The sequence below is a fragment of the Burkholderia multivorans ATCC BAA-247 genome, from assembly GCF_000959525.1.
Classification (GTDB): Bacteria; Pseudomonadota; Gammaproteobacteria; order Burkholderiales; family Burkholderiaceae; genus Burkholderia; species Burkholderia multivorans.
Genome location: NZ_CP009831.1, coordinates 2,313,129 through 2,332,464, shown reverse-complemented (window position 1 = coordinate 2,332,464; position 19,336 = coordinate 2,313,129). Strand labels below are relative to the sequence as shown.

Annotated in this window: 17 protein-coding genes; 4 read left to right on the top strand and 13 right to left on the bottom strand. The window is 68.3% G+C overall.

The window, feature by feature from the left end; translation table 11 throughout:
• Positions 1–182 precede the first annotated feature (182 nt).
• The 8 genes from NP80_RS12340 to NP80_RS12305 all read right to left on the bottom strand — a co-directional run bounded on the left by NP80_RS12340 (position 183) and on the right by NP80_RS12305 (position 8,704).
• A complete protein-coding gene (locus tag NP80_RS12340) occupies positions 183–1,571 on the bottom strand; it encodes an NCS2 family permease (protein WP_035945687.1) in 1,389 nt (462 codons plus the stop codon).
• A 467-nt stretch (positions 1,572–2,038) separates the two neighbouring features.
• The gene (locus tag NP80_RS12335; RefSeq protein ID WP_006408755.1) at positions 2,039–3,043 is read right to left on the bottom strand and encodes an aldo/keto reductase; all 1,005 of its coding nucleotides are present in this window, start codon (positions 3,041–3,043) and stop codon (positions 2,039–2,041) included.
• 35 nt (positions 3,044–3,078) lie between these two features.
• A complete protein-coding gene (locus NP80_RS12330; RefSeq protein WP_006408747.1) occupies positions 3,079–4,032 on the bottom strand; it encodes a cyclase family protein in 954 nt (317 codons plus the stop codon).
• A 19-nt stretch (positions 4,033–4,051) separates the two neighbouring features.
• Complete coding sequence (locus NP80_RS12325; protein WP_035945691.1) at positions 4,052–5,167, bottom strand: alkene reductase; 1,116 nt, start codon at positions 5,165–5,167, stop codon at positions 4,052–4,054.
• Between the two features lie 68 nt (positions 5,168–5,235).
• Positions 5,236–6,042, bottom strand: a complete 807-nt coding sequence (gene dkgB / locus NP80_RS12320; protein WP_006408756.1) for a 2,5-didehydrogluconate reductase DkgB — start codon at positions 6,040–6,042, stop codon at positions 5,236–5,238.
• A gap of 152 nt (positions 6,043–6,194) precedes the next feature.
• A complete protein-coding gene (locus tag NP80_RS12315; protein WP_006408746.1) occupies positions 6,195–7,139 on the bottom strand; it encodes an LLM class oxidoreductase in 945 nt (314 codons plus the stop codon).
• Positions 7,140–7,152: 13 nt separating this feature from the next.
• Entirely contained in the window at positions 7,153–7,476 is a 324-nt protein-coding gene (locus tag NP80_RS12310; RefSeq protein WP_006408753.1) for a MoaF-related domain-containing protein, read from the bottom strand.
• A gap of 25 nt (positions 7,477–7,501) precedes the next feature.
• Complete coding sequence (locus tag NP80_RS12305; RefSeq protein WP_006408752.1) at positions 7,502–8,704, bottom strand: MFS transporter; 1,203 nt, start codon at positions 8,702–8,704, stop codon at positions 7,502–7,504.
• Positions 8,705–8,805: 101 nt separating this feature from the next.
• Here NP80_RS12305 and NP80_RS12300 point away from each other — a divergent pair, with 101 nt between their 5' ends.
• Positions 8,806–9,753, top strand: coding sequence for a LysR family transcriptional regulator (locus NP80_RS12300; RefSeq protein WP_006408757.1), 948 nt, complete (start codon positions 8,806–8,808; stop codon positions 9,751–9,753).
• Positions 9,754–9,805: 52 nt separating this feature from the next.
• Here the strand turns inward: NP80_RS12300 and zwf are convergent, their stop codons facing one another.
• The 4 genes from zwf to acuR all read right to left on the bottom strand — a co-directional run bounded on the left by zwf (position 9,806) and on the right by acuR (position 13,909).
• Positions 9,806–11,281 (bottom strand): glucose-6-phosphate dehydrogenase, encoded by a 1,476-nt coding sequence (gene zwf, locus NP80_RS12295; RefSeq protein WP_006397286.1) that lies wholly within the window; start codon positions 11,279–11,281, stop codon positions 9,806–9,808.
• A 295-nt stretch (positions 11,282–11,576) separates the two neighbouring features.
• Complete coding sequence (locus tag NP80_RS12290; protein ID WP_006397285.1) at positions 11,577–12,155, bottom strand: peroxidase-related enzyme; 579 nt, start codon at positions 12,153–12,155, stop codon at positions 11,577–11,579.
• Positions 12,156–12,247: 92 nt separating this feature from the next.
• On the bottom strand, positions 12,248–13,231 hold the full coding sequence (acuI, locus tag NP80_RS12285; RefSeq protein ID WP_006408748.1) for an acrylyl-CoA reductase (NADPH): 984 nt from the start codon (positions 13,229–13,231) through the stop codon (positions 12,248–12,250).
• 42 nt (positions 13,232–13,273) lie between these two features.
• The gene (acuR, locus tag NP80_RS12280) at positions 13,274–13,909 is read right to left on the bottom strand and encodes an acrylate utilization transcriptional regulator AcuR (protein ID WP_006408749.1); all 636 of its coding nucleotides are present in this window, start codon (positions 13,907–13,909) and stop codon (positions 13,274–13,276) included.
• 196 nt (positions 13,910–14,105) lie between these two features.
• On the opposite strand from acuR, the gene NP80_RS12275 reads away from it, so the two are divergent.
• Together NP80_RS12275 and NP80_RS12270 are read left to right on the top strand one after the other, a co-directional pair.
• A complete protein-coding gene (locus NP80_RS12275) occupies positions 14,106–15,293 on the top strand; it encodes a M20 aminoacylase family protein (RefSeq protein ID WP_006412948.1) in 1,188 nt (395 codons plus the stop codon).
• Between the two features lie 53 nt (positions 15,294–15,346).
• Positions 15,347–16,669 carry an MFS transporter gene (locus NP80_RS12270; RefSeq protein ID WP_006397279.1) on the top strand — a complete coding sequence of 441 codons (1,323 nt, stop codon included), beginning with the start codon at positions 15,347–15,349 and terminating at the stop codon, positions 16,667–16,669.
• A gap of 25 nt (positions 16,670–16,694) precedes the next feature.
• On the opposite strand, the gene NP80_RS12265 is transcribed toward NP80_RS12270, so the two are convergent.
• A complete protein-coding gene (locus NP80_RS12265) occupies positions 16,695–17,480 on the bottom strand; it encodes an IclR family transcriptional regulator (protein ID WP_006397278.1) in 786 nt (261 codons plus the stop codon).
• A 256-nt stretch (positions 17,481–17,736) separates the two neighbouring features.
• Here NP80_RS12265 and pcaF point away from each other — a divergent pair, with 256 nt between their 5' ends.
• Entirely contained in the window at positions 17,737–18,939 is a 1,203-nt protein-coding gene (pcaF, locus tag NP80_RS12260) for a 3-oxoadipyl-CoA thiolase (protein ID WP_006411220.1), read from the top strand.
• The last annotated feature ends 397 nt before the right edge of the window (positions 18,940–19,336 follow it).

Below are 19,336 nucleotides of genomic sequence, written 5' to 3'. Positions count from 1 at the left end.
GCCGCGGGCGGCGGTGCGAAGATCGATAGGGTAGCGCGCCGCGCGCGTCGCGTGCGGCCGTCGGCGCAGCAAAAAAGGCCCGGAAACCTGCGTTTCCGGGCCCGGAGTCCCTCGACGATGAGGGTGGAGGAGACGTCGTTATCGGGATGCCCGCCCGCTGCTGCGGCACGCGCGGGTCGTGGTCAGATCGCCCAGCCGCCGAGATAGAACGTGACGAGCACGGCCGCGATGATCACGGTGCCCGCATTCAGCTTGCGGAATTCGCCGCTCGCGACGCGGCCGATCACGAGGGTCGAGAAGCCGAGCATGATGCCCGTCACGATATTCGCGGTCAGCACGATGAACACCGCGCAGACGAGCCCCGACATCGCGTCGACCATGTCGTCCATATGCAGCTTCGCGACGCTGCCGAGCATCAGCAGCCCGACGTACATCAGCGCGGGCGCGGTTGCGTACGACGGCACGAGCGCGGCGAGCGGCGAGAAGAACATCACGACGAGGAACAGCAGGCCGACCACCGCGGCCGCGAGGCCCGTCTTGGCGCCGGCGGCCACGCCGACGCTCGATTCGATATAGGCCGCCGCCGGTGCGCCGCCGAGGAAGCCGGAGAAGATCGAGCTGACCGAATCGGCGGTCAGTGCGCGGCCGCCGTTGACGATGCGGCCGTTTTCGTCGAGCTGGCCGGCCTGGCCGGCAACCGCGCGGATCGTGCCGGTCGCGTCGAACACGGCCGTCATCACGAGTGCGAGCACGCTCGGCAGCACGGCCATCGACAGCGCGCCGCGAAGGTCCATCGCGCCGATCAGCGACGCATGGCCCGGCGTGCTCAGCGACGGCAGCGCGAAGACGCCGCGGTACTTCACCGCCGGATCGAACGCGAGGCCGAACAGCGAGATCGCGATCACGACGAGCAGGATGCCGCCCGGCACGCGGCGCTTCTCGAGGCCGAAGATCGCCGCCAGGCCGATCACCGACATGATGACCGGGAACGCGGTGATCTGACCGAGCGACACCGGCAGGCCGGCGCCCGGGTTCTTGATCACGAGGCCGACGTCGTTCGACGCGATCAGCAGCAGGAACAGGCCGATGCCGATGCCGGTGCCGTGCGCGACGCCCGCGGGCAGATTGCGCAGGATCCACGAGCGCACGCCGGTGATCGAGATGCCGGTAAACACGAGACCCATCAGAAACACCGCGCCGAGCGCGACGGTCGGATGCAGCCCCTTGCCGAGCACGAGGCCGAACGCGGTGAAGGCCGTCAGCGAGATCGCGCAGCCGATCGCGATCGGCAGCTTCGCCCACAGGCCCATCAGCAGCGAACCGAACGCGGTCGTCAGGCAGACCGCGACGAACACGGCGCTCGTGTCGAAGCCGGCCTTGCCGAACATGCCGGGCACGACGAATACCGAGTAGACCATCGCGAGGAACGTGGTCGCGCCCGCGACGATCTCGCGACGCTGCGTGCTGCCGCGCGACGATATGCCGAAATACCGGTCGATGACGCCCGGCGTGCCGAAGTCGTTTTCTTCCGTGCCGACGCCGACCGTCGGCTGCACCGGGGTATCACTCATGAGCTTGCTCCTTTATCAGCGTGCTGAAACGGCGCGTTGCGCGCCGTCGTCAGGGTGTCTCGTATCTGGTTGGAATGGCGGCAACGTCGTGGGGACGCATCGCGCGCGACGCGGGGCCGCCGGCAGGCCGGCGCGAACCGCATCGCGGCGGTCGCGTCACCGGCGCTTTGCCGTAGCGAAGAGTAGGCGAACGCCTGTCGGCGTCCCATTGGGAGACGAGCATGCAGCGCATGTCGCAGCGCTTATATCGGCGTGCGGCGGGGCATCGTCGCGAGAAAACGCGTGTATACGCCTAGATCGGATCCGTTAAGGCGACTATTTGCATGCGCGAATGGCAGGGCCGGCCGCTGCGACGAGGGGGCGGTGAGCGGGAGGTCGGGCGTGGACGCGTCGCCGGCGGCCGATGCGTCGGGCCGCCGACGCGCGCGACGCGTGCGTGGTCGCACGCGCTTCGCGCGTTCGGCGCGTTATGCGGCGCCGGCCGGCGTCGGGGCGTGGTCGGCGATCAGGCGCTCGGCCTTCAGCGCGTCCCACAGTCCGGCTGGAATCGGCGCGGATGCGAGGCGCAGGTTTTCGTCGATCCGCTCGGGCCGACTCGCGCCCGGGATCGCGGCCGCGACGGCCGGATGCGCGAGCGAGAACTGCAGTGCGACCGCGCGCACATCGACGCCGAAGCGCTCGGCCACCTGCCGGATCCGCGCGACGCGATCGAGCATTTCCTGCGTCGCCGGCTGATACTCGAAATGTGTGCCGCCCGCGAGCACGCCGGAGTTGTAGGGGCCGCCGACGATGATCCCGAGCCCGCGCGCGGCGCTTTCCGGCATCAGCCGCTCGAGCGCGCCCGCATGATCGAGCAGCGTGTAGCGACCGGCGAGCAGGAAGCCGTCCGGATCCGAGCGTTCGAGCGCGAGTTCGCAGGGCTCGATCCGGTTCACGCCTAGCCCCCAGCCCCGGATCACCTTTTCATCGCGCAGCCGCGTGAGCGCCTTCGCGGCGCCCGACATCGCGACGTCGAACACGTCGCGCCAGCGCTCGCCGTGAAAGTCGACGGCCGGATCGTGGATCCATACGGTATCGAGCCGGTCGGTGCGCAGCCGCTTCAGGCTCGCTTCGATCGAACGCAGCGTGCCGTCCTCGGTGTAGTCGTAGACGATCTTGTTCGGCAGCCCGTGGCGGAACAGGCCGCCCTTCTCGCCGAGATCGCGCTGCGACGCGTCCTCGTGCTCGTCGAGCACGAGCCGGCCGACCTTCGTGCCGAGCGAGTATTCGTCGCGCGGCCGGCCGGCGAGTGCTTCGCCGAGCCGCAGCTCGGCGAGGCCGGCGCCATACAGCGGCGCGGCATCGAAGTAACGGATGCCGCTTTCCCACGCGGCGTCCACGGTCGCGAGCGCCTCGTCGTTCGGGATGTCGCGATACATGTTGCCCAGCGGCGCGGTGCCGAAACCCAGGCGGGAAGGAAGTGCGATTCTCATGCGAATGTTCCGGTGACCGGTTCGTGCGGCCGCGTTCAGCGGATCGCGACCGGATTGATGTTGACCTGCGTCGAGCCGACGTACAGCGGCTGGCCGAGCACGAACAGGAATTCCCACGCGCGGTCGCGCACGAGCGCGCGGCTGTCGATCAGCTCAAGGTTGTAGATGCCGCGCTTCGCGAGCATGTACTGGTTGATCGGGAACTCGTCGGCGCCGTGCGGATTCGGATAGACCTCCGACGCCCATGTGTCGCCGCCGAACGCGACGATTCCCTGATCGGCGAGCCACTTCGCCGCTTCCATGCCGATGCCGGGCTCGACTTCGAGGAACTGTCTGTCGTCCTTGCCGATCAGCTCGAGCCAGCCCGTGTTGAACAGCACGACGTCGCCCTTGCGCAGCGTGAGCCCTTCGCGCTTCAGCACGGCCTGGATGTCGGCGACCGTGAATTCGGTGCCGCCCGGCACGATCGGCTTGCCGTAGTACGCGGTCATGTCGAGCACGACGCCGCGCGTGACGATCGGCGGCACCTTCTCGACGCCGAGCTTCTTCACACCGTCGACGGTCACGAAGTCGATCGCGCGGTTGCCGTTGTAGTACACGTTGTCGATGCCGATGTGGCCGATGCCGTTCAGCTGCGTGCCGACGCCGGTCCACGCATTGACGAGCTCGTCGTTGAACGTGAACTTGTTCGGCCCGAGGCTCTTGCCGGCCTGCTGGCCGACCTGTACGTTGTACAGCCGGAAGCTGCGATGGCGAAACGCAGGCAGGTGCTTGTCGACCGGCACCGCGAGTGCATACGTCTTGCCGGTCTTCACGAGGCCGACCGCGGCGCGCACGACGTCGGGCGTCAGCAGGTTGGCCGCGCCGATCTCGTCGTCCGCGCCGTATGCGGACGGATACCAGTCGGCTGCGGCGGCGGCCGGCGTCGCGTGGGTCGCGGCAAACGGCAGGATGGCGGCAAGCGCGAGCCGTGCGAGAGTGGCTTTCATTCTGGAGTCCTGTGAACGGTCATGCCGCGGCTTGCGCGAGCGTCGGATAGTCGGTCAGCCCTTGCGCGCCGCCGCCGAACAGCGTGTTGCGGTCGTGCAGCGCGAGCGGCGCGCCGGTGCGCAGGCGCTCGGGCAGGTCCGGATTCGCGACGAACGGCCGGCCGAACGCGATCAGGTCCGCCCAGCCGGCCGCGATCGCTTCACGCGCGCGCTCGGCCGTGTATTTGCCGGCGTAGATCAATACGCCCGGGAACGCGGCGCGCAGCTGCCGCTTGAACGCGACCGGCATCAGCGGCGCATCGTCCCAGTCGGCTTCCGCGATGTGCAGATAGCCGATCCCGAGTTCGCCGAGCAGCTTCGCGGCCGCGAGATAGGTCGTTTCCGGATCGTCGTCGACGCAGCCGTTCAGCGTCGTCAGCGGCGCGAGACGCACGCCGACGCGCGATGCGTCGCCGGTGCCGTCGATCAGCGCCTGCGTGACTTCGCGCAGGAAACGCAGCCGGTTCTCGAGCGAGCCGCCGTACGCGTCGGTGCGCGTGTTCGCGTTCGAATCGATGAACTGGTTCACCAGATAGCCGTTCGCGCCGTGCAGCTCGACGCCGTCGAAGCCGGCGTCGATCGCGTTGCGCGCGGCGGCACGGTACTGCTTGACGATCTCGCGGATCTCGTCGATCGTCAGCGCGCGCGGCTCGGACGCCTGCACGAAGCCGGGCGTGCTGCCGTCTTCGCCGGCGATGAAGACGTTCACGCCCTTCGCCTGCAGCGGCGACGACGAGACGGGTTGCCAGCCGCCGAGCAGGCTCGTGTGGCTCAACCGCCCGACGTGCCACAGCTGCGCGAAGATCCGGCCGTGCGCGGCATGCACGGCGTCCGTCACCTTGCGCCAACCGGCGATCTGCTCACGCGTGTGAATGCCGGGCGTCCATGCGTAGCCCTTGCCGAGCGGTGCGATGTAGGTGCCTTCGCTGACGATCAGCCCCGCGCTCGCGCGCTGTGCGTAGTACGCGGCCATCAGTTCGTTCGCGACGTCGCCGGGCTGGCTTGCGCGGGAGCGCGTCATCGGCGGCATCACGATACGGTTCGGCAGCGTCAGCGCGCCGAGGCGAAGCGGTTGGAAAAGCGGGTCCTGGGTCATGATGATGTCCTTTCGGATGCCGCGGCGCGCGGCCGCGGACAGGTCGATTCGATAAACGGGCGGGGCGCTCAGTCCCACTTCGGCGCGAGGCCGGCCGGGTCGACTTCGCGGCCGTTGCGCTCGAGCGCGGCGATCTGCGCCATGTCGTCGTCGGTCAGACGCAGCGTCTGCGCGAGCAGGTTGCTCGCGAGGTTTTCGCGCTTCGTCGACGACGGAATCACCGAGTAGCCGAGCTGCATCGCCCATGCGAGCGCGACCTGCGCGGGCGTTGCAGCGTGGCGCTTGGCGATCGCGCCGATCACCGGGTCGCCGAGCACCTTGCCGTAGGCGAGCGTCATGTACGACGTCACGTGGATGCCTTCGGCGTTGAGGAATTCGACGAGCTTGCGGTTCTGCAGATACGGACTCAGTTCGATCTGGTTCGTCGCGATCGCGTCCTTGCCGACCGCCGCGATCGCTTCCTTCGTCAGCGCGATATTGAAATTCGAGATGCCGATCCGGCGCGTGAGGCCCTTCGCCTTCGCGTCGGCGAGCGCGGCCATGAACGTCGCGAGCGGCACGCCGTTGTCGGGGGCCGGCCAGTGGATCAGCGTCAGGTCGACGGTGTCGGTGCGCAGCTTGCGCAGGCTTTCCTCGAGGCTCGGCACGAGCTTGTCGGGCGCATAGTTGTCGACCCAGATCTTCGTCGTCAGGAACAGCTCATCGCGGCGCACGCCCGATGCGGCGATCGCTTCGCCGACTTCGGCTTCGTTGCCGTAGATCTGCGCGGTGTCGATCGCGCGGTAGCCGAGTTCGAGGGCGTTGCGGACCGAGTCGATCACGACCTGGCCTTGCAGGCGGAACGTGCCGAGGCCGAATGCGGGAATCTGGTTCATCGTGGGCTCCTGGATGGATGGAACGGTGTCGCTACGGGAATCATTGTGGTCCGTCGGACTCGTGAGATAAACGCCGTTAGCGGACAAAAATAATTGATTTCAACTCAAGGATCGGGCGGGGCTGCGCGCACTGCTGCGCTCGCGCGCCGGCGTTACGCGGCGCGCATCTGCGCGCGCGGATGGAACTGCGGCAGCACCTCCGCCGCGATCTCGGCCATCGACTCGTCGACCGGCCGGCGGTTGCGGCGGAAATGCAGGCCGACGTGCTGCACGTCCGCGTCGCGCATCGCCGCGAGTTCCTCCGCGAGCGCGATGCGGCCCGCGCGTGCGCCGAAGCGGTGCCGTTGCAGCGGCTCGTGCGGGTCTTCCGCGAGGTCGACGTGGATGAAGCTCACGTACGGCTTGTCGCCCGCAAGCGCGCGCCAGTTTGCCACGCGCTGCACGTGATCGGCGGGCGTGCCCGGATAAGCGAGGCAGCCGTCCATGTGCTCGCCGATCCATGCAGGCGTCTGCTGCGCGAGGCCCGCGACGAGCAGCGGCACCGGCGTGCGCGCGGCCGGCAGCACGTCGAGGCCGGGCGGCAGATGCGCACGCGCGCCGTCGCGCAACAGCGCGATCTGATCGCGGAAGTTCGCGCCGCGCGAGGCGAAATCGCGGCCGAACAGCGGATATTCGACCGGACGATCGCCGCTCGCGACGCCGAGCAGCAGGCGGCCGCCGCTCAGTTCCTGGATCGTCGCCGCCGATTTCAGCGTCAGCAGCGGTTCGCGCAGCGGCAGCACGACGGCGGCCGTGCCGAGCAGGATGTCGCGCGTGACGGCGGCGAGGTAGCCGAGATACGAGAACGTCTCGAAGACCTGCGCGGCATCGCCGAACGACGGGTCGTACACCGGCACGTCGCGCACCCAGAGCGCGCGAAAGCCGAGCGTGTCCGCGCGGCGCGCGAGCTCGGCGTGCAGCGTCATGTCGGGCACGCCGGGACGGCGGCCGTCGTGCTGGCGCTTCGCGTCGCCGGCGGGCGACCAGTCGTTGTCGAGCGGCAGTTCGACGCCGATGCTGAAGCCGCCGGCAGTCAGTTTGTCGAGGGAACAGAACATGGTCGGACTCCGGTCAGATAGCGCGCAGGCTGCCTGCGAGGCGGTAAAAATCGAGCGACGACGCGGTGAAGAACGAGCGCGACGTGCCGGCGGCGAAATCGTCGATGTGTACGACGGTCGCGCGGTCGGCTTCTTGCCACGAGATCGCGTACGTGTCGCCCGCGACGTGCTGCCACGTGTATTCGACTTCGCCGGAAGCGCCCGCGTACGGGCCTTCGGTGATCTCGTAGCGCATGTGCACGCCGTCGTCGTCGTAGGCGTTCAGCGCGGTCAGGCCGTCGTAGCGGACTTCGAAGGTCTTGCCCGCAAACGGCGGGCGCGGAATCGATGCGTTCATGTGGAGCTCCTGCGGATCGGTGCGCTCAGTGCGCGAGTTCGACGGGTTCGGCCGTGCGTGCGGGCAGGCCCTGGCGGCGATCGAGGCGGCCGCTCAGCGCGGTCAGCGCGAATGCGCCGAGCGTGACGACGGCGGCGATCCACGGCGTATGGCCGAGGCCGACGTGCGCGACGATCAGGCCGCCGAGCGACGAGCCGCCCGCCACGCCGAGGTTGAACGCGGCGATGTTGAAACCCGACGCGACGTCGGTCGCGTCCGGCGCGAAGTGGCGCGCCTGCTTGACCACGTATACCTGCAGCCCCGGCACGTTGCCGAACGCGACGGCGCCCCATGCGAGCATCGTCAGCACCGCGAGCCACTTCACGTGGACGGTGAAGGTCAGTGCGAGCAGCACGAGCGCGAGCAGCAGGAAGATCCGCTTCAGCGCCTTGACCGGGCCGACGCGGTCGGCGAGCTTGCCGCCCCACACGTTGCCGAACGCGACCGACACGCCGTAGCCGACGAGCACGAGGCTGACCTGCGACGGCGTGAAGCCCGCGATCTGCTCGAGCAGCGGCGCCATGTACGTGAATGCGATCAGCGAGCCGCCGTAGCCGACCGCCGTCATTGCATAGACGAGCAGCAGGCGCGGCTGCGCGAGCACGCGGAACTGGCGCGCGAGCGGTGCGGGTGGCGTCTGCGCCAGCTTGCGCGGCACGAAGGCGACCGCGCCGATGAACGCGACAAGCCCGAACAGCGCGACGATCAGGAACGTCGCGCGCCAGCCGAAGTGCTGACCGATGAAGGTGCCGAGCGGAATCCCGGCGACGAACGCGACGGTCATGCCGCTGAACATCGTCGCGATCGCGCTCGCGGCCTTTTCCTTCGGCACGAGTGTGGTCGCGATGATCGAGCCGACCGAGAAGAATACGCCGTGCGCGAGGCCGGTCAGCACGCGGGCGACGATCAGCGATTCGTAGTTCGGCGCCTGCCATGCGACGAGGTTGCCGACGGTGAACAGCGCCATCAGCGCGGCGAGCAGCGTCTTGCGCGGCACGCGGCCGGTGAGCGCGGTAAGCAGCGGCGCGCCGATCGCGACGCTCAATGCGTACAGGCTGACAAGCAGCCCGGCCGACGGCAGGCTGACGCCGAGATCGGCGCCGATCGTCGGGATCAGCCCGACGATGACGAATTCGGTCGTACCGATGGCGAATGCGCTGATCGTGAGCGCAAGCAGGGCGAGTGGCATGACGGGATCCTGTTTCCAGTGAGGACGGACCGCAGTGTGCCGGCTTTACTTTTGCAGAAAAACTCGTCTATAAACCAAATTGTTTTGATTTCAGATCAACAATGAAGATCACGCTCGACGAACTCCAGGCCTTTGCGGCCGTGGTCGACACCGGTTCGATCACGGCCGCCGCGCAGCAGCTCGATCTAACGGTGTCGGCCGCGAGCCGCACGCTCGCGCGGCTCGAGGAGAAGCTGAAGACGACGCTGCTGCGCCGGACGACGCGCCGGCTCGAACTGACCGAAGAAGGGCGCGCGTTCCTGCAGGATGCGCGCGCGATCATCGAATCGGTCGAAAACGCGGAGGAGCAGATGCTCGCGCGGCGCGAGATGCCGTCGGGGCGGCTGCGCGTCGACGCGGCGACGCCGTTCATGCTGCACGTGATCGTGCCGCTCGTGCGCGGCTACCGCGAACGCTTTCCGAAGGTCGAACTGGAGCTGAACAGCAACGAGGGGATCATCGATCTGCTCGAACGGCGTACCGACGTCGCGTTCCGGATCGGCAGGCTGAAGGATTCGACGCTGCACAGCCGGCGCATCGGCAGCAGCCGGCTCCGCATGCTCGCGAGCCCGGCGTACGTCGACGCGCACGGGCTGCCGCGCAAGGTCGAGGATCTCGGCCGGCACACGCTGCTCGGCTTCACGCAGCCGGAGTCGCTGAACGTCTGGCCGATCCTCGGCGCGGACGGCGAGCCGCAGCGCATCGAGCCCGCGATCTGGTCGTCGAGCGGCGAGACGCTGCGGCAGCTCGCGCTGGACGGCGCGGGCATCGTATGCCTGTCGGATTTCATGACCGCGCACGATCGCGACGCGGGCCGCCTCGTGCAGGTGCTCGCGCGGCAGACGCTCGACGTGCAGCAGCCGATCAACGCGGTGTACTACCGCAACACGGCGATTTCGTCGCGGATCGCGTCGTTCGTCGACTATCTGGTCGACGCGCTCGGCGGCGGCGCAGCGGCGGCCGGCAGCGCGCCGTCGCGGCGCAAGGCCGCATGGTTGAGTCCGTCGTAGCGGCCGCGCCGGTCGCGACGCGCGTCGCGCGCCGGCTCGGCCGCGCGCCGCGTCACGCTTCTTCCGACCACGACATGTTGTCGCGCGCGAGCAGCGCCGACGACGCGGCAGGCCCGAACGTGCCGGCCGTATAGAGCCGCGGCCGGTCGCCGAGCTGTTGCCAGCCGTCGAGAATCGGCTCGACCCAGGTCCACGCGGCTTCGAGCTCGTCGCGGCGCATGAAGTGCGTGAGGCGTCCGCGGATCACGTCGATCAGCAGTCGCTCGTAGGCTTCCGCGCGACGCTCGGGGATCGCCTGCTGCAGATCGAGGTTCAGGCTCACCGGCACCATGTTCATGCCGCTGCCCGGCTCCTTCGCGAGCATTTGCAGCTGGATCGACTCCTCCGGCTGCAGCTGGATCACGAGGCGGTTGCCGTAGTGGCGCGGGCCGCTCGGGATGATCGAAAACGGCATGTCCGCGAACTCGATCACGATTTCCGACTGACGCCGCTGCAGTCGCTTGCCGGTGCGCAGGAAGAACGGCACGTTCGCCCAGCGCCAGTTGTTGATATACGCGCGCAGCGCGACGAAGGTTTCCGCGCGGCTGTCCGGCGGCACGTTCTCTTCCTCGAGGTAGCCCTTGACCGGCTGGCCGTCGACGGCGCCGGCCGTGTACTGGCCGCGCACCGTGTCGCGCGCGACGTCCGACAGCGACATCGGCCGCAGCGAGCGCAGCACCTTCAGCTTCTCGTCGCGCACGGCGTCCGGGTCGAGCGACACGGGCGGCTCCATCGCGACGATGCAGAGCAGCTGCAGCAGATGGTTCTGCACCATGTCGCGCAGCGCGCCCGTATGGTCGTAGAAGCCCGCGCGGCTGCCGACGCCGACCGTCTCTGCGACCGTGATCTGCACACTGCGGATGCTCGGCGCCTGCCACAGCGGCCCGAAGATCGGATTGCCGAAGCGCAGCACCATCAGGTTCTGCACCGTTTCCTTGCCCAGATAGTGGTCGATCCGGTAGATCTGCGATTCCTCGAAATGCTTGCCGACCGAATCGTTGATCGCCTTCGCCGACGCGAGATCGTGACCGAGCGGCTTTTCGAGCACGACGCGCGAGTGCGCATCGACGAGATGCGCGGCCGACAGGTTGTCGCAGATCGTCGTGAACAGCTCCGGCGACGTCGACAGGTAGAACACGCGGATCGCGCCGTCGCGCGACGCGGCCGCGAGCCGCGCATAGTCGTCGGGCGCGTTCACGTCGATCAGCACGTACTGGAACAGGTCGAGGAAGCGGCGCCACGCGTCGGCGTCGAACGCCTTCTCGTCGATGAACGGGCGCGACTGCTCGTCCATGAACTTGCGGTAGCCGTCGATGCCCCAGTCGCGGCGGCCGACCGCGATGATGCGCGTGTCGGGCGGAAGGTTGCGGTGCAGGTGCGCCATGTACAGCGCGGGCAGCAGCTTGCGGGCGGCCAGGTCGCCGCCGCCGCCGAAGATGATCATGTCGACGGGCCGGTCGGCTGCGGTCTGAGTAGGCTGATTCGTCATGGGTGGTTCGCGGTCTGAAACGGGGAACGTGAAACGGACGTCGAAACGGCCGGGCGCCGAAGCGTCCGGCGTCGGTGCGGCGAAGTGCTAATAGTGCACGCTTTTGGCCGATCGCGTCTGTGTTCGCGTTTCTTCGCGTTGGGCGCCCGCCGGCGGTCGCGCGGGCGGCGATCCGGCGCCGGTTTGCGCGGCGGATGCGGCGGGATGGTGCGACAGGCGGCGCGGGCCGTGCGGCCGTGTGCGCGCGTGCGGTGTGCCGGCCGCGCCGGCCGCGTTTGTCGCCCCTAACGCGCGCTCAGCGCGCGAGCGCGTAGAACTCGGCGTTTGGCCGCATGTTGGTCACGTTGGCGATGCGGTTCGACATGCCGAAAAACGCCGAGATCGCCGCGATGTCCCACGCGTCCTCTTCGGTGAAGCCGTGCGACTTCAGCGTGTCGAAGTCGGCTTCGCCGACCTGCTGCGCAGCCTGCGACACTTTCATCGCGAAGTCGAGCATCGCCTTCTGCCGCGGCGTGATGTCGGCCTTCCGGTAGTTCGTCGCGATCTGGTCGGCGATCAGCGGGTCTTTCGCGCGCACCCGCAGGATCGCGCCGTGCGCGATCACGCAGTACTGACATTGATTGGCGCTGCTCGTCGCGACGACGATCATTTCGCGTTCCGCCTTGGTCAGGTTGCCGGGCTTGTCCATCAGCGCATCGTGATAGGCGAAGAACGCGCGGAATTCGTCCGGGCGATGTGCGAGCGTCAGGAACACGTTCGGAATGAAGCCCGACTTCTCCTGCACGGCGGCGATCCGGGCGCGAATGTCGTCGGGCAGATCGTCCAGCGCCGGCACGGGAAAGCGGCTGACGGGGGCGGGGGTGGCGGTGCTCATGGGTTCTCTCCTCGTCGGAATGGTGCAGGCCGCGCGCGACGCGGCGCAGCGCCGCCGCAAAGCGCGATGGGCGGCGCAGATGCCAGGCGCGATCAGGCGTTGACGTCGACGACGATGCGGCCGCGCACCTTGCCGCGGATCAGCTCGTCGGCGAGCGGGATCGCATCGGCGAGGCCGACTTCGCGGCCGATGTCGCCGAGCTTCGCGACGTCGAGGTCGGCCGCGAGGCGGCGCCATGCGGTCAGACGCTCGTCGCGCGGACGCATCACGCTGTCGATGCCGACCAGCGTGACGCCGCGCAGAATGAACGGCGCGACCGTCGCCGGGAAGTCCATGCCGGCCGCGAGCCCGCATGCGGTCACGACGCCGCGGTAGCGCGTCGTCGCGCAGACGTTCGCGAGCACGTGGCTGCCGGCCACGTCGACCGCGCCGGCCCAGCGTTCCTTGCCGAGCGGCTTGCCGGGCGCGCCGAACTGCGCGCGATCGAGGATCTCGGCCGCGCCGAGCGCGCGCAGATAGTCGCCGTCTTCCGGGCGCCCGGTGACCGCGACGACGCGATAGCCGAGCCGCGCGAGAATCGCGGTCGCGACGCTGCCGACGCCGCCCGCCGCGCCCGTCACGACGATCTCGCCGTCGCCGGCGCGCACGCCGTGCCGTTCGAGCGCCATCACGCAGAGCATCGCGGTGTAGCCGGCCGTGCCGATCGCCATCGCCTGCTGCGGCGAGAACGCGTCGGGCAGCGGGACGAGCCAGTCGCCGTCGACGCGCGCCTTCTGCGCGAGGCCGCCCCAGTGCGTTTCGCCGACGCCCCAGCCGTTGAGCACGACGCGGTCGCCGCGGCGATAGTCGGGATGCGCGCTGTCTTCGACTTCGCCGACCAGATCGATGCCGGGCACCATCGGAAACCGGCGCACGACCGGGCTCTTGCCCGTGATCGCGAGCGCGTCCTTGTAGTTCAGCGTCGAATACGCGACGCGCACCGTCACGTTGCCGTCGGGCAATTGCGCGTCCTCGAGCGTTTGCACGCGCGTGCGCTGGCCGGTTTCGTCCTTGTCGATCAGGATGCCGTGGAACACGTGTTCTCCTTTCTGGTGCGGTCGCCCAGTCAATGAAAAGATTCAGCGACGCAGCGCGTCGAAGAAGTGCTGTGCGAACAGCACGAGCGGCGCGTCGCGGCGTTCGAGCTTCGCGCGCAGCACCGCGCCTTCCCAGCCGATCCAGAAAAACGCGGCGAGCTCGGCCGGCGCGGCCGCGTGCGACAGTTCGCCGGCCTGTTGCGCGGCGCGCAGGCAGTCGGCGAGGCGGCGCTGCCAGTCTTCGAACGTCGCCTGCAGCCGCGCGCGGAAGGTTTCCGGCAGCGCGCCCATTTCCTGACCGAGATTGCCGATCAGGCAGCCGCGCCGATAGTCGTAGCGCGCCATCCCGTCGCGCGCATCGTCGACGAACGCGCGCAGGCGCTGCAGCGGTGAGCGTTCGGCGTCGCCGAAGTGGCGGTCGAGCTTGCGTGCGAAGAATTCCGCATAGCGGTCGATCAGCGCGAGGCCGAACGCTTCCTTGCTGTCGAAGTAGTGATAGAACGAACCCTTCGGCACGCCGGCCCGGCCGAGGATTTCGTCGAGCCCGGTCGACGAAAAACCCTTTTCGGTCAGGATCTCGAGCCCCGTGCGCAGCAGCATGTCGCGCGTCGCGACGAGGTCGTCGTGCTGCTTCGGCGGCCTGCCGCGACGGCGTGGCAGTTCGGTGCATGTGTCCATGCGGCGAATAATAGACCGTTCGTCTCAAAAATAAAACGGCGCGCGGCGTCGATCCGTATTGGCGTTAACCCGCGATTAAAAAAGCTTATCGCGGTGAGAAATTGCGCATCTTATTGAACCGATATCGGCTCGATATAGTGGCTCGCTTTCCGCATGCGCCGAGCGCATGCCGCCGACCTTCCGCAGGAGCCCGCTGATGACCGACACCCGCTTCACCGAAATCGAGGATCTGCTGCCCGCCGCCGGCGCGCTGCGCGAGATCCGCCATCACATCCACAGTCACCCCGAACTCGCGTACGAGGAGCACGACACGGCCGCGCTCGTCGCGGACAAGCTCGAGCAGTGGGGCTGGCAGGTCACGCGCGGCGTCGGCAAGACCGGCGTGGTCGGTACGCTGCGCGTCGGCGACGGCACGCGCAGCATCGGCATCCGCGCCGACATGGACGCGTTGCCGATCGTCGAGGCGACCGGCCTGCCGTATGCGAGCGCGACGCACGGCAAGATGCATGCATGCGGTCACGACGGCCACACGACGATGCTGCTCGGCGCCGCGCAACATCTCGCGAAGACGCGCCGTTTTTCCGGCACCGTGCATCTGTATTTCCAGCCCGCGGAAGAGCATGGCGTCGACAGCGGCGCAAAGAAGATGATCGACGACGGTCTGTTCGAACGCTTCCCGTGCGACGCCGTGTTCGGCATGCACAACCATCCGGGCGCGGCGCCGGGCGTGTTTCTCACGCGGCGCGGGCCGTTCATGTCGGCCGGCGACAAGGCCATCATCACGATCGAAGGCGTCGGCGGCCATGCGGCGCGTCCGCATCTGACGGTCGACCCGGTCGTCGTCGCGGCGAGCATCGTGATGGCGCTGCAGACGATCGTCGCGCGCAATGTCGATCCCGCGCAGCCGGCGGTCGTGACGGTCGGATCGATGCACGCGGGCACCGCGAACAACGTGATTCCGAACGGCGCGCGTCTCGAGCTGAGCGTGCGCTCGTTCAGCCCCGACGTGCGCGCGCTGCTGAAGCGCCGCATCGTCGAACTCGCCGAAACGCAGGCCGCGAGCTACGGCGCGACGGCGCAGGTCGAGTACATCGAAGGCTATCCGGTCGTCGTCAATACGGATGCCGAAACGGATTTCGCGGCGCAGGTCGCGCGCGAACTCGTCGGCGACGCGCAGGTGGTCGAGCAGGCCGATCTGCTGATGGGCAGCGAGGATTTCGCGTTCATGCTGCAGCAGCGGCCCGGTTCGTTCGTGCGGCTCGGCAACGGCGAAGGCGAGGACGGCTGCATGGTCCACAACCCGAAGTACGACTTCAACGACCGCAATCTGCCGATCGGCGCCGCGTTCTGGGCGCGCCTCGTCGAGCGTTATCTCGCGCAGTGACCGCACACGCGGGCGGCCCGTGCGTCGGGCCGCGTTCCAAGGAGACGTGAACGATGCAGAAAGACCCTGTCGCGCTGCACCCGGCACACGCCGCGGCGATGGCCGTCGGCGCGCCGGCCGGCACGCGCCGCGGCGCGATCGCGGCGGCCGTGATCGGCAACTGGCTGGAATTCTTCGACTTCACCGTGTACGGCTTTTTCGCGGTGCTGATCGGCAAGCTGTTCTTTCCGTCGAGCGATGCGACGACGTCGCTGCTGCTGTCGGTCGCGACGTTCGCGGCCGGCTTCTTCACGCGGCCGCTCGGCAGCGTCGTGCTCGGCGTGTACGCCGACCGCAAGGGACGCAAGGCCGCGCTGAACCTGACGATCATGCTGATGGCGGTCGGCACCGGGCTGATCGCGGTCGCGCCCACCTATGCGCAAATCGGCGTGGCTGCACCGCTGCTCGTCGTCTGCGCGCGGCTGATGCAGGGCTTCTCGCAAGGCGGCGAATTCGGCGCGGCGACCTCGACGCTGCTCGAACAAGGCGGCGCGTCGCGCCGCGCGTTTCGCGCGAGCTGGCAGCTCGCGACGCAGGGCGGCGCTGCGCTGATGGGTTCGGGCTTCGCGGCGCTGCTGTCGAACACGATGACGAAGGCCGCGTTGGAAAGCTGGGGCTGGCGCCTGCCGTTTCTCGTCGGCGTGCTGATCGCGCCGGTCGGCATGTTTTTGCGCCGCCGGCTCGCGGACGATGCGCCCGCCGACCGCCATCACGCGATCGAACGCGGCGTGCTGCGCGAGCTGTTCTCGAAGCACGCGCGCACGGTGCTGCTGCTGATGCTGACGGTGATGGGCGGCACGGTGTCGACGTACATCCTGACGTTCTACATGCCGACCTACGCGATCCATACGCTCGGGCTGCCGATGAAGCTGTCGATGTTCGTCGGCGTTGCGTCGGGCTGCGTGATGCTCGTCACGTGCCCGCTGTTCGGCTGGCTGTCGGACCGCATCGGCAGCCGCCGCCTGCCGATCTTCGTCGGGCGCGGCGTGCTCGTCGCATTGCTGTTTCCGGCGTTCTGGCTGATGAACCATCATCCGTCGCTGTCGGTGATCCTGCCGCTGACCGCGCTGATGCTGCTGTTCTATTCGCTCGGCTCCGCGTCGGAAATGGCGCTGATGTGCGAATCGCTGCCGCGTCACGTGCGCGCGACCGGCATTTCGATCGCCTATGCGCTCGCGGTGACGCTGTTCGGCGGCACCGCGCAGCTGATCGCGACCTGGCTCGTGAAGGTGACGGGCAGCAAGCTTGCGCCCGCCGGCTACGTCGCCGCGTGCGTCGTGCTGTCGCTGATCGCGGTCGCGATGCTGCGCGAGACCGCGCACGAATCGATGGACTGACGCCGCACGCACGCGCGGCGCGCGCTCACCCGCGCCGCGCGACCAGCTCCGACACGGTCTGAGCGGCTTCCTGCAGCGGGCCGAGAAACTCCTTGACCATCTGCTTCGCGGTATGCCGCTGCGCATTGCCGCTGATGTTCATCGCGGCGATGATCTGCCCGCGCCGGTTGCGGATCGGCGCGGAGATCGACATCAGCCCCACTTCGAGTTCCTGATCGACGACGGCCCAGCCTTGCTGACGCACTTGCGCGATCGTCGCCTTCAGTTCCGCCGGATCGGTGATCGTGCGCGGCGTGTGCGCGCGGATTCCGCTCTGCGCGAGCGTCTCGTCGAGCGCCGCGTCGTCGAGTGCGGACAGCAGCACGCGGCCCATCGACGTGCAGTACGCGGGCAGCCGGCTGCCGATCGACAGATTGATCGTCATGATCTTGTGCGTCGGCACGCGCAGCACGTAGACGATCTCGGTGCGATCGAGCACGGCGGCCGAACAGCTTTCGTGGATGCGCGCGGACAACTGTTCCATCACGGGCTCCGCGAGATTCCAGAACGGCATCGACGTCAGATAGGCGAAGCCGAGTTCGAGAATCTTCGGCGTGAGCCGGAACAGCCGGCCGTCGGCCTCGACGTAGCCGAGCGTCTGCAGCGTGAGCAGGATGCGACGCGCGCCCGCGCGCGTGAGGCCGGTGGCCGACGCGACTTCGGTCAGCGTCTGCTCGGGACGCTGTGCATCGAACGCGCGGATCACCGCGAGGCCGCGCGCAAACGACTGGACGTAGGAATCGCCGGGTTTCTGAATGTCTTCGGTGGTCATGAGCAGTCGGAATAGGTGCAGCCGAGAAGATAGCGTACCGGGCGCGACGCGCCAACCGCACAGCCGACCGCGCGCTTGACAGGTCGTCCCCGCACTCCCTATGATGCGCTGAACGTTCGATACACGATCTTATGTTCGTATATAGAACATTTAAGCGCATCCCGGCGGGCAATGCAAGGGGCGCGCCCTGTTCATTTCCCAGCCTTGATGAAGCCGGCGTTCGCGCAGCGCGCTGCCCGGCCGACAGGAGACACTGATGACCGAAGCTTTTCTGTGTGATGCGATTCGTACGCCGATCGGCCGCTACGGCGGTGCGCTGAAAGACGTTCGCGCCGACGATCTGGGCGCGGTGCCGCTGAAGGCGCTCGTCGAACGCAACCGCGACGTCGACTGGAACGCGATCGACGACGTGATCTACGGCTGCGCGAACCAGGCCGGCGAAGACAACCGCAACGTCGCGCGCATGTCGCTGCTGCTCGCGGGGCTGCCGCAAGGCGTGCCCGGTTCGACGATCAACCGGCTCTGCGGTTCCGGGATGGACGCGGTCGGCGTTGCCGCGCGCGCGATCAAGTCGGGCGAGGCCGCGCTGATGGTGGCCGGCGGCGTCGAAAGCATGACGCGCGCGCCGTTCGTGATGGGCAAGGCCGCGAGCGCGTTCGCGCGTCAGGCCGACATCTACGACACGACGATCGGCTGGCGTTTCGTCAATCCGCTGATGAAGCAGCTGCATGGCGTCGACTCGATGCCGGAGACGGCCGAGAACGTTGCGGTCGACTACAACGTGAGCCGCGCCGATCAGGATCTGTTCGCGCTGCGCAGCCAGCAGAAGGCCGCCCGTGCGCAGCAGGACGGCACGCTGGCCGAAGAAATCGTATCGGTCACGATTGCGCAGAAGAAGGGCGATCCGCTCGTCGTGTCGCGCGACGAGCATCCGCGCGAGACCTCGCTCGAAGCGCTCGCGAAGCTGAAGGGCGTCGTGCGTCCGGACGGCACGGTGACGGCCGGCAACGCATCGGGTGTCAACGACGGCGCGTGCGCGCTGCTGCTCGCCAACGAAGCGAGCGCGAAGCGCTTCGGGCTCACGCCGCGTGCGCGCGTGCTCGGCATCGCGACGGCAGGCGTCGCGCCGCGCGTGATGGGCATCGGCCCGGCACCGGCGACGCAGAAGCTGCTTGCGCGCCTCGGGATGACGATCGATCAGTTCGACGTGATCGAACTGAACGAAGCGTTCGCGTCGCAGGGCCTCGCGGTGCTGCGCATGCTCGGCGTCGCCGACGACGATCCGCGCGTGAACCCGAACGGCGGCGCGATCGCACTCGGCCATCCGCTCGGCGCGTCGGGCGCGCGGCTCGTGACGACGGCGATGTATCAGCTGCATCGCACGAACGGCCGCTTCGCGCTCTGCACGATGTGCATCGGCGTCGGTCAGGGCATTGCGATCGCGATCGAACGCGTGTGATCGCGGCGCGCGTCGAAGCGGTTTCAGCAGCCGCTTTGACGCTGCGCGACAGGCAGGGCGGTGGGCATTGCGTTGGGTATGCCTTCGGCGGCCCTTGCCGATAGATGAATCCGCCCGGTACGTCGCGCGGCGCCTCGTCGGCGGCGTGCAGCGCGTCGTTACGCAGCGCCTGGATGCGCGTGACGATCGCGCTTCGGTCTCTCCTCTAGACGAGCCGCAATACTTCGTTGGCGCGTACATGCGCCGATAACCGGCTGCATTCCCCAGCGGTACGGTCTGCCATATGCGGGCTTCGTTCGCTATCGACCGCAAATCGCCGCAGCGCCGCCTCCGCGATTTCTTCCTCTCTTCCTTCATCGAATCGCACGCGACCCGCACGGGCCGTCTTCCCGCATAT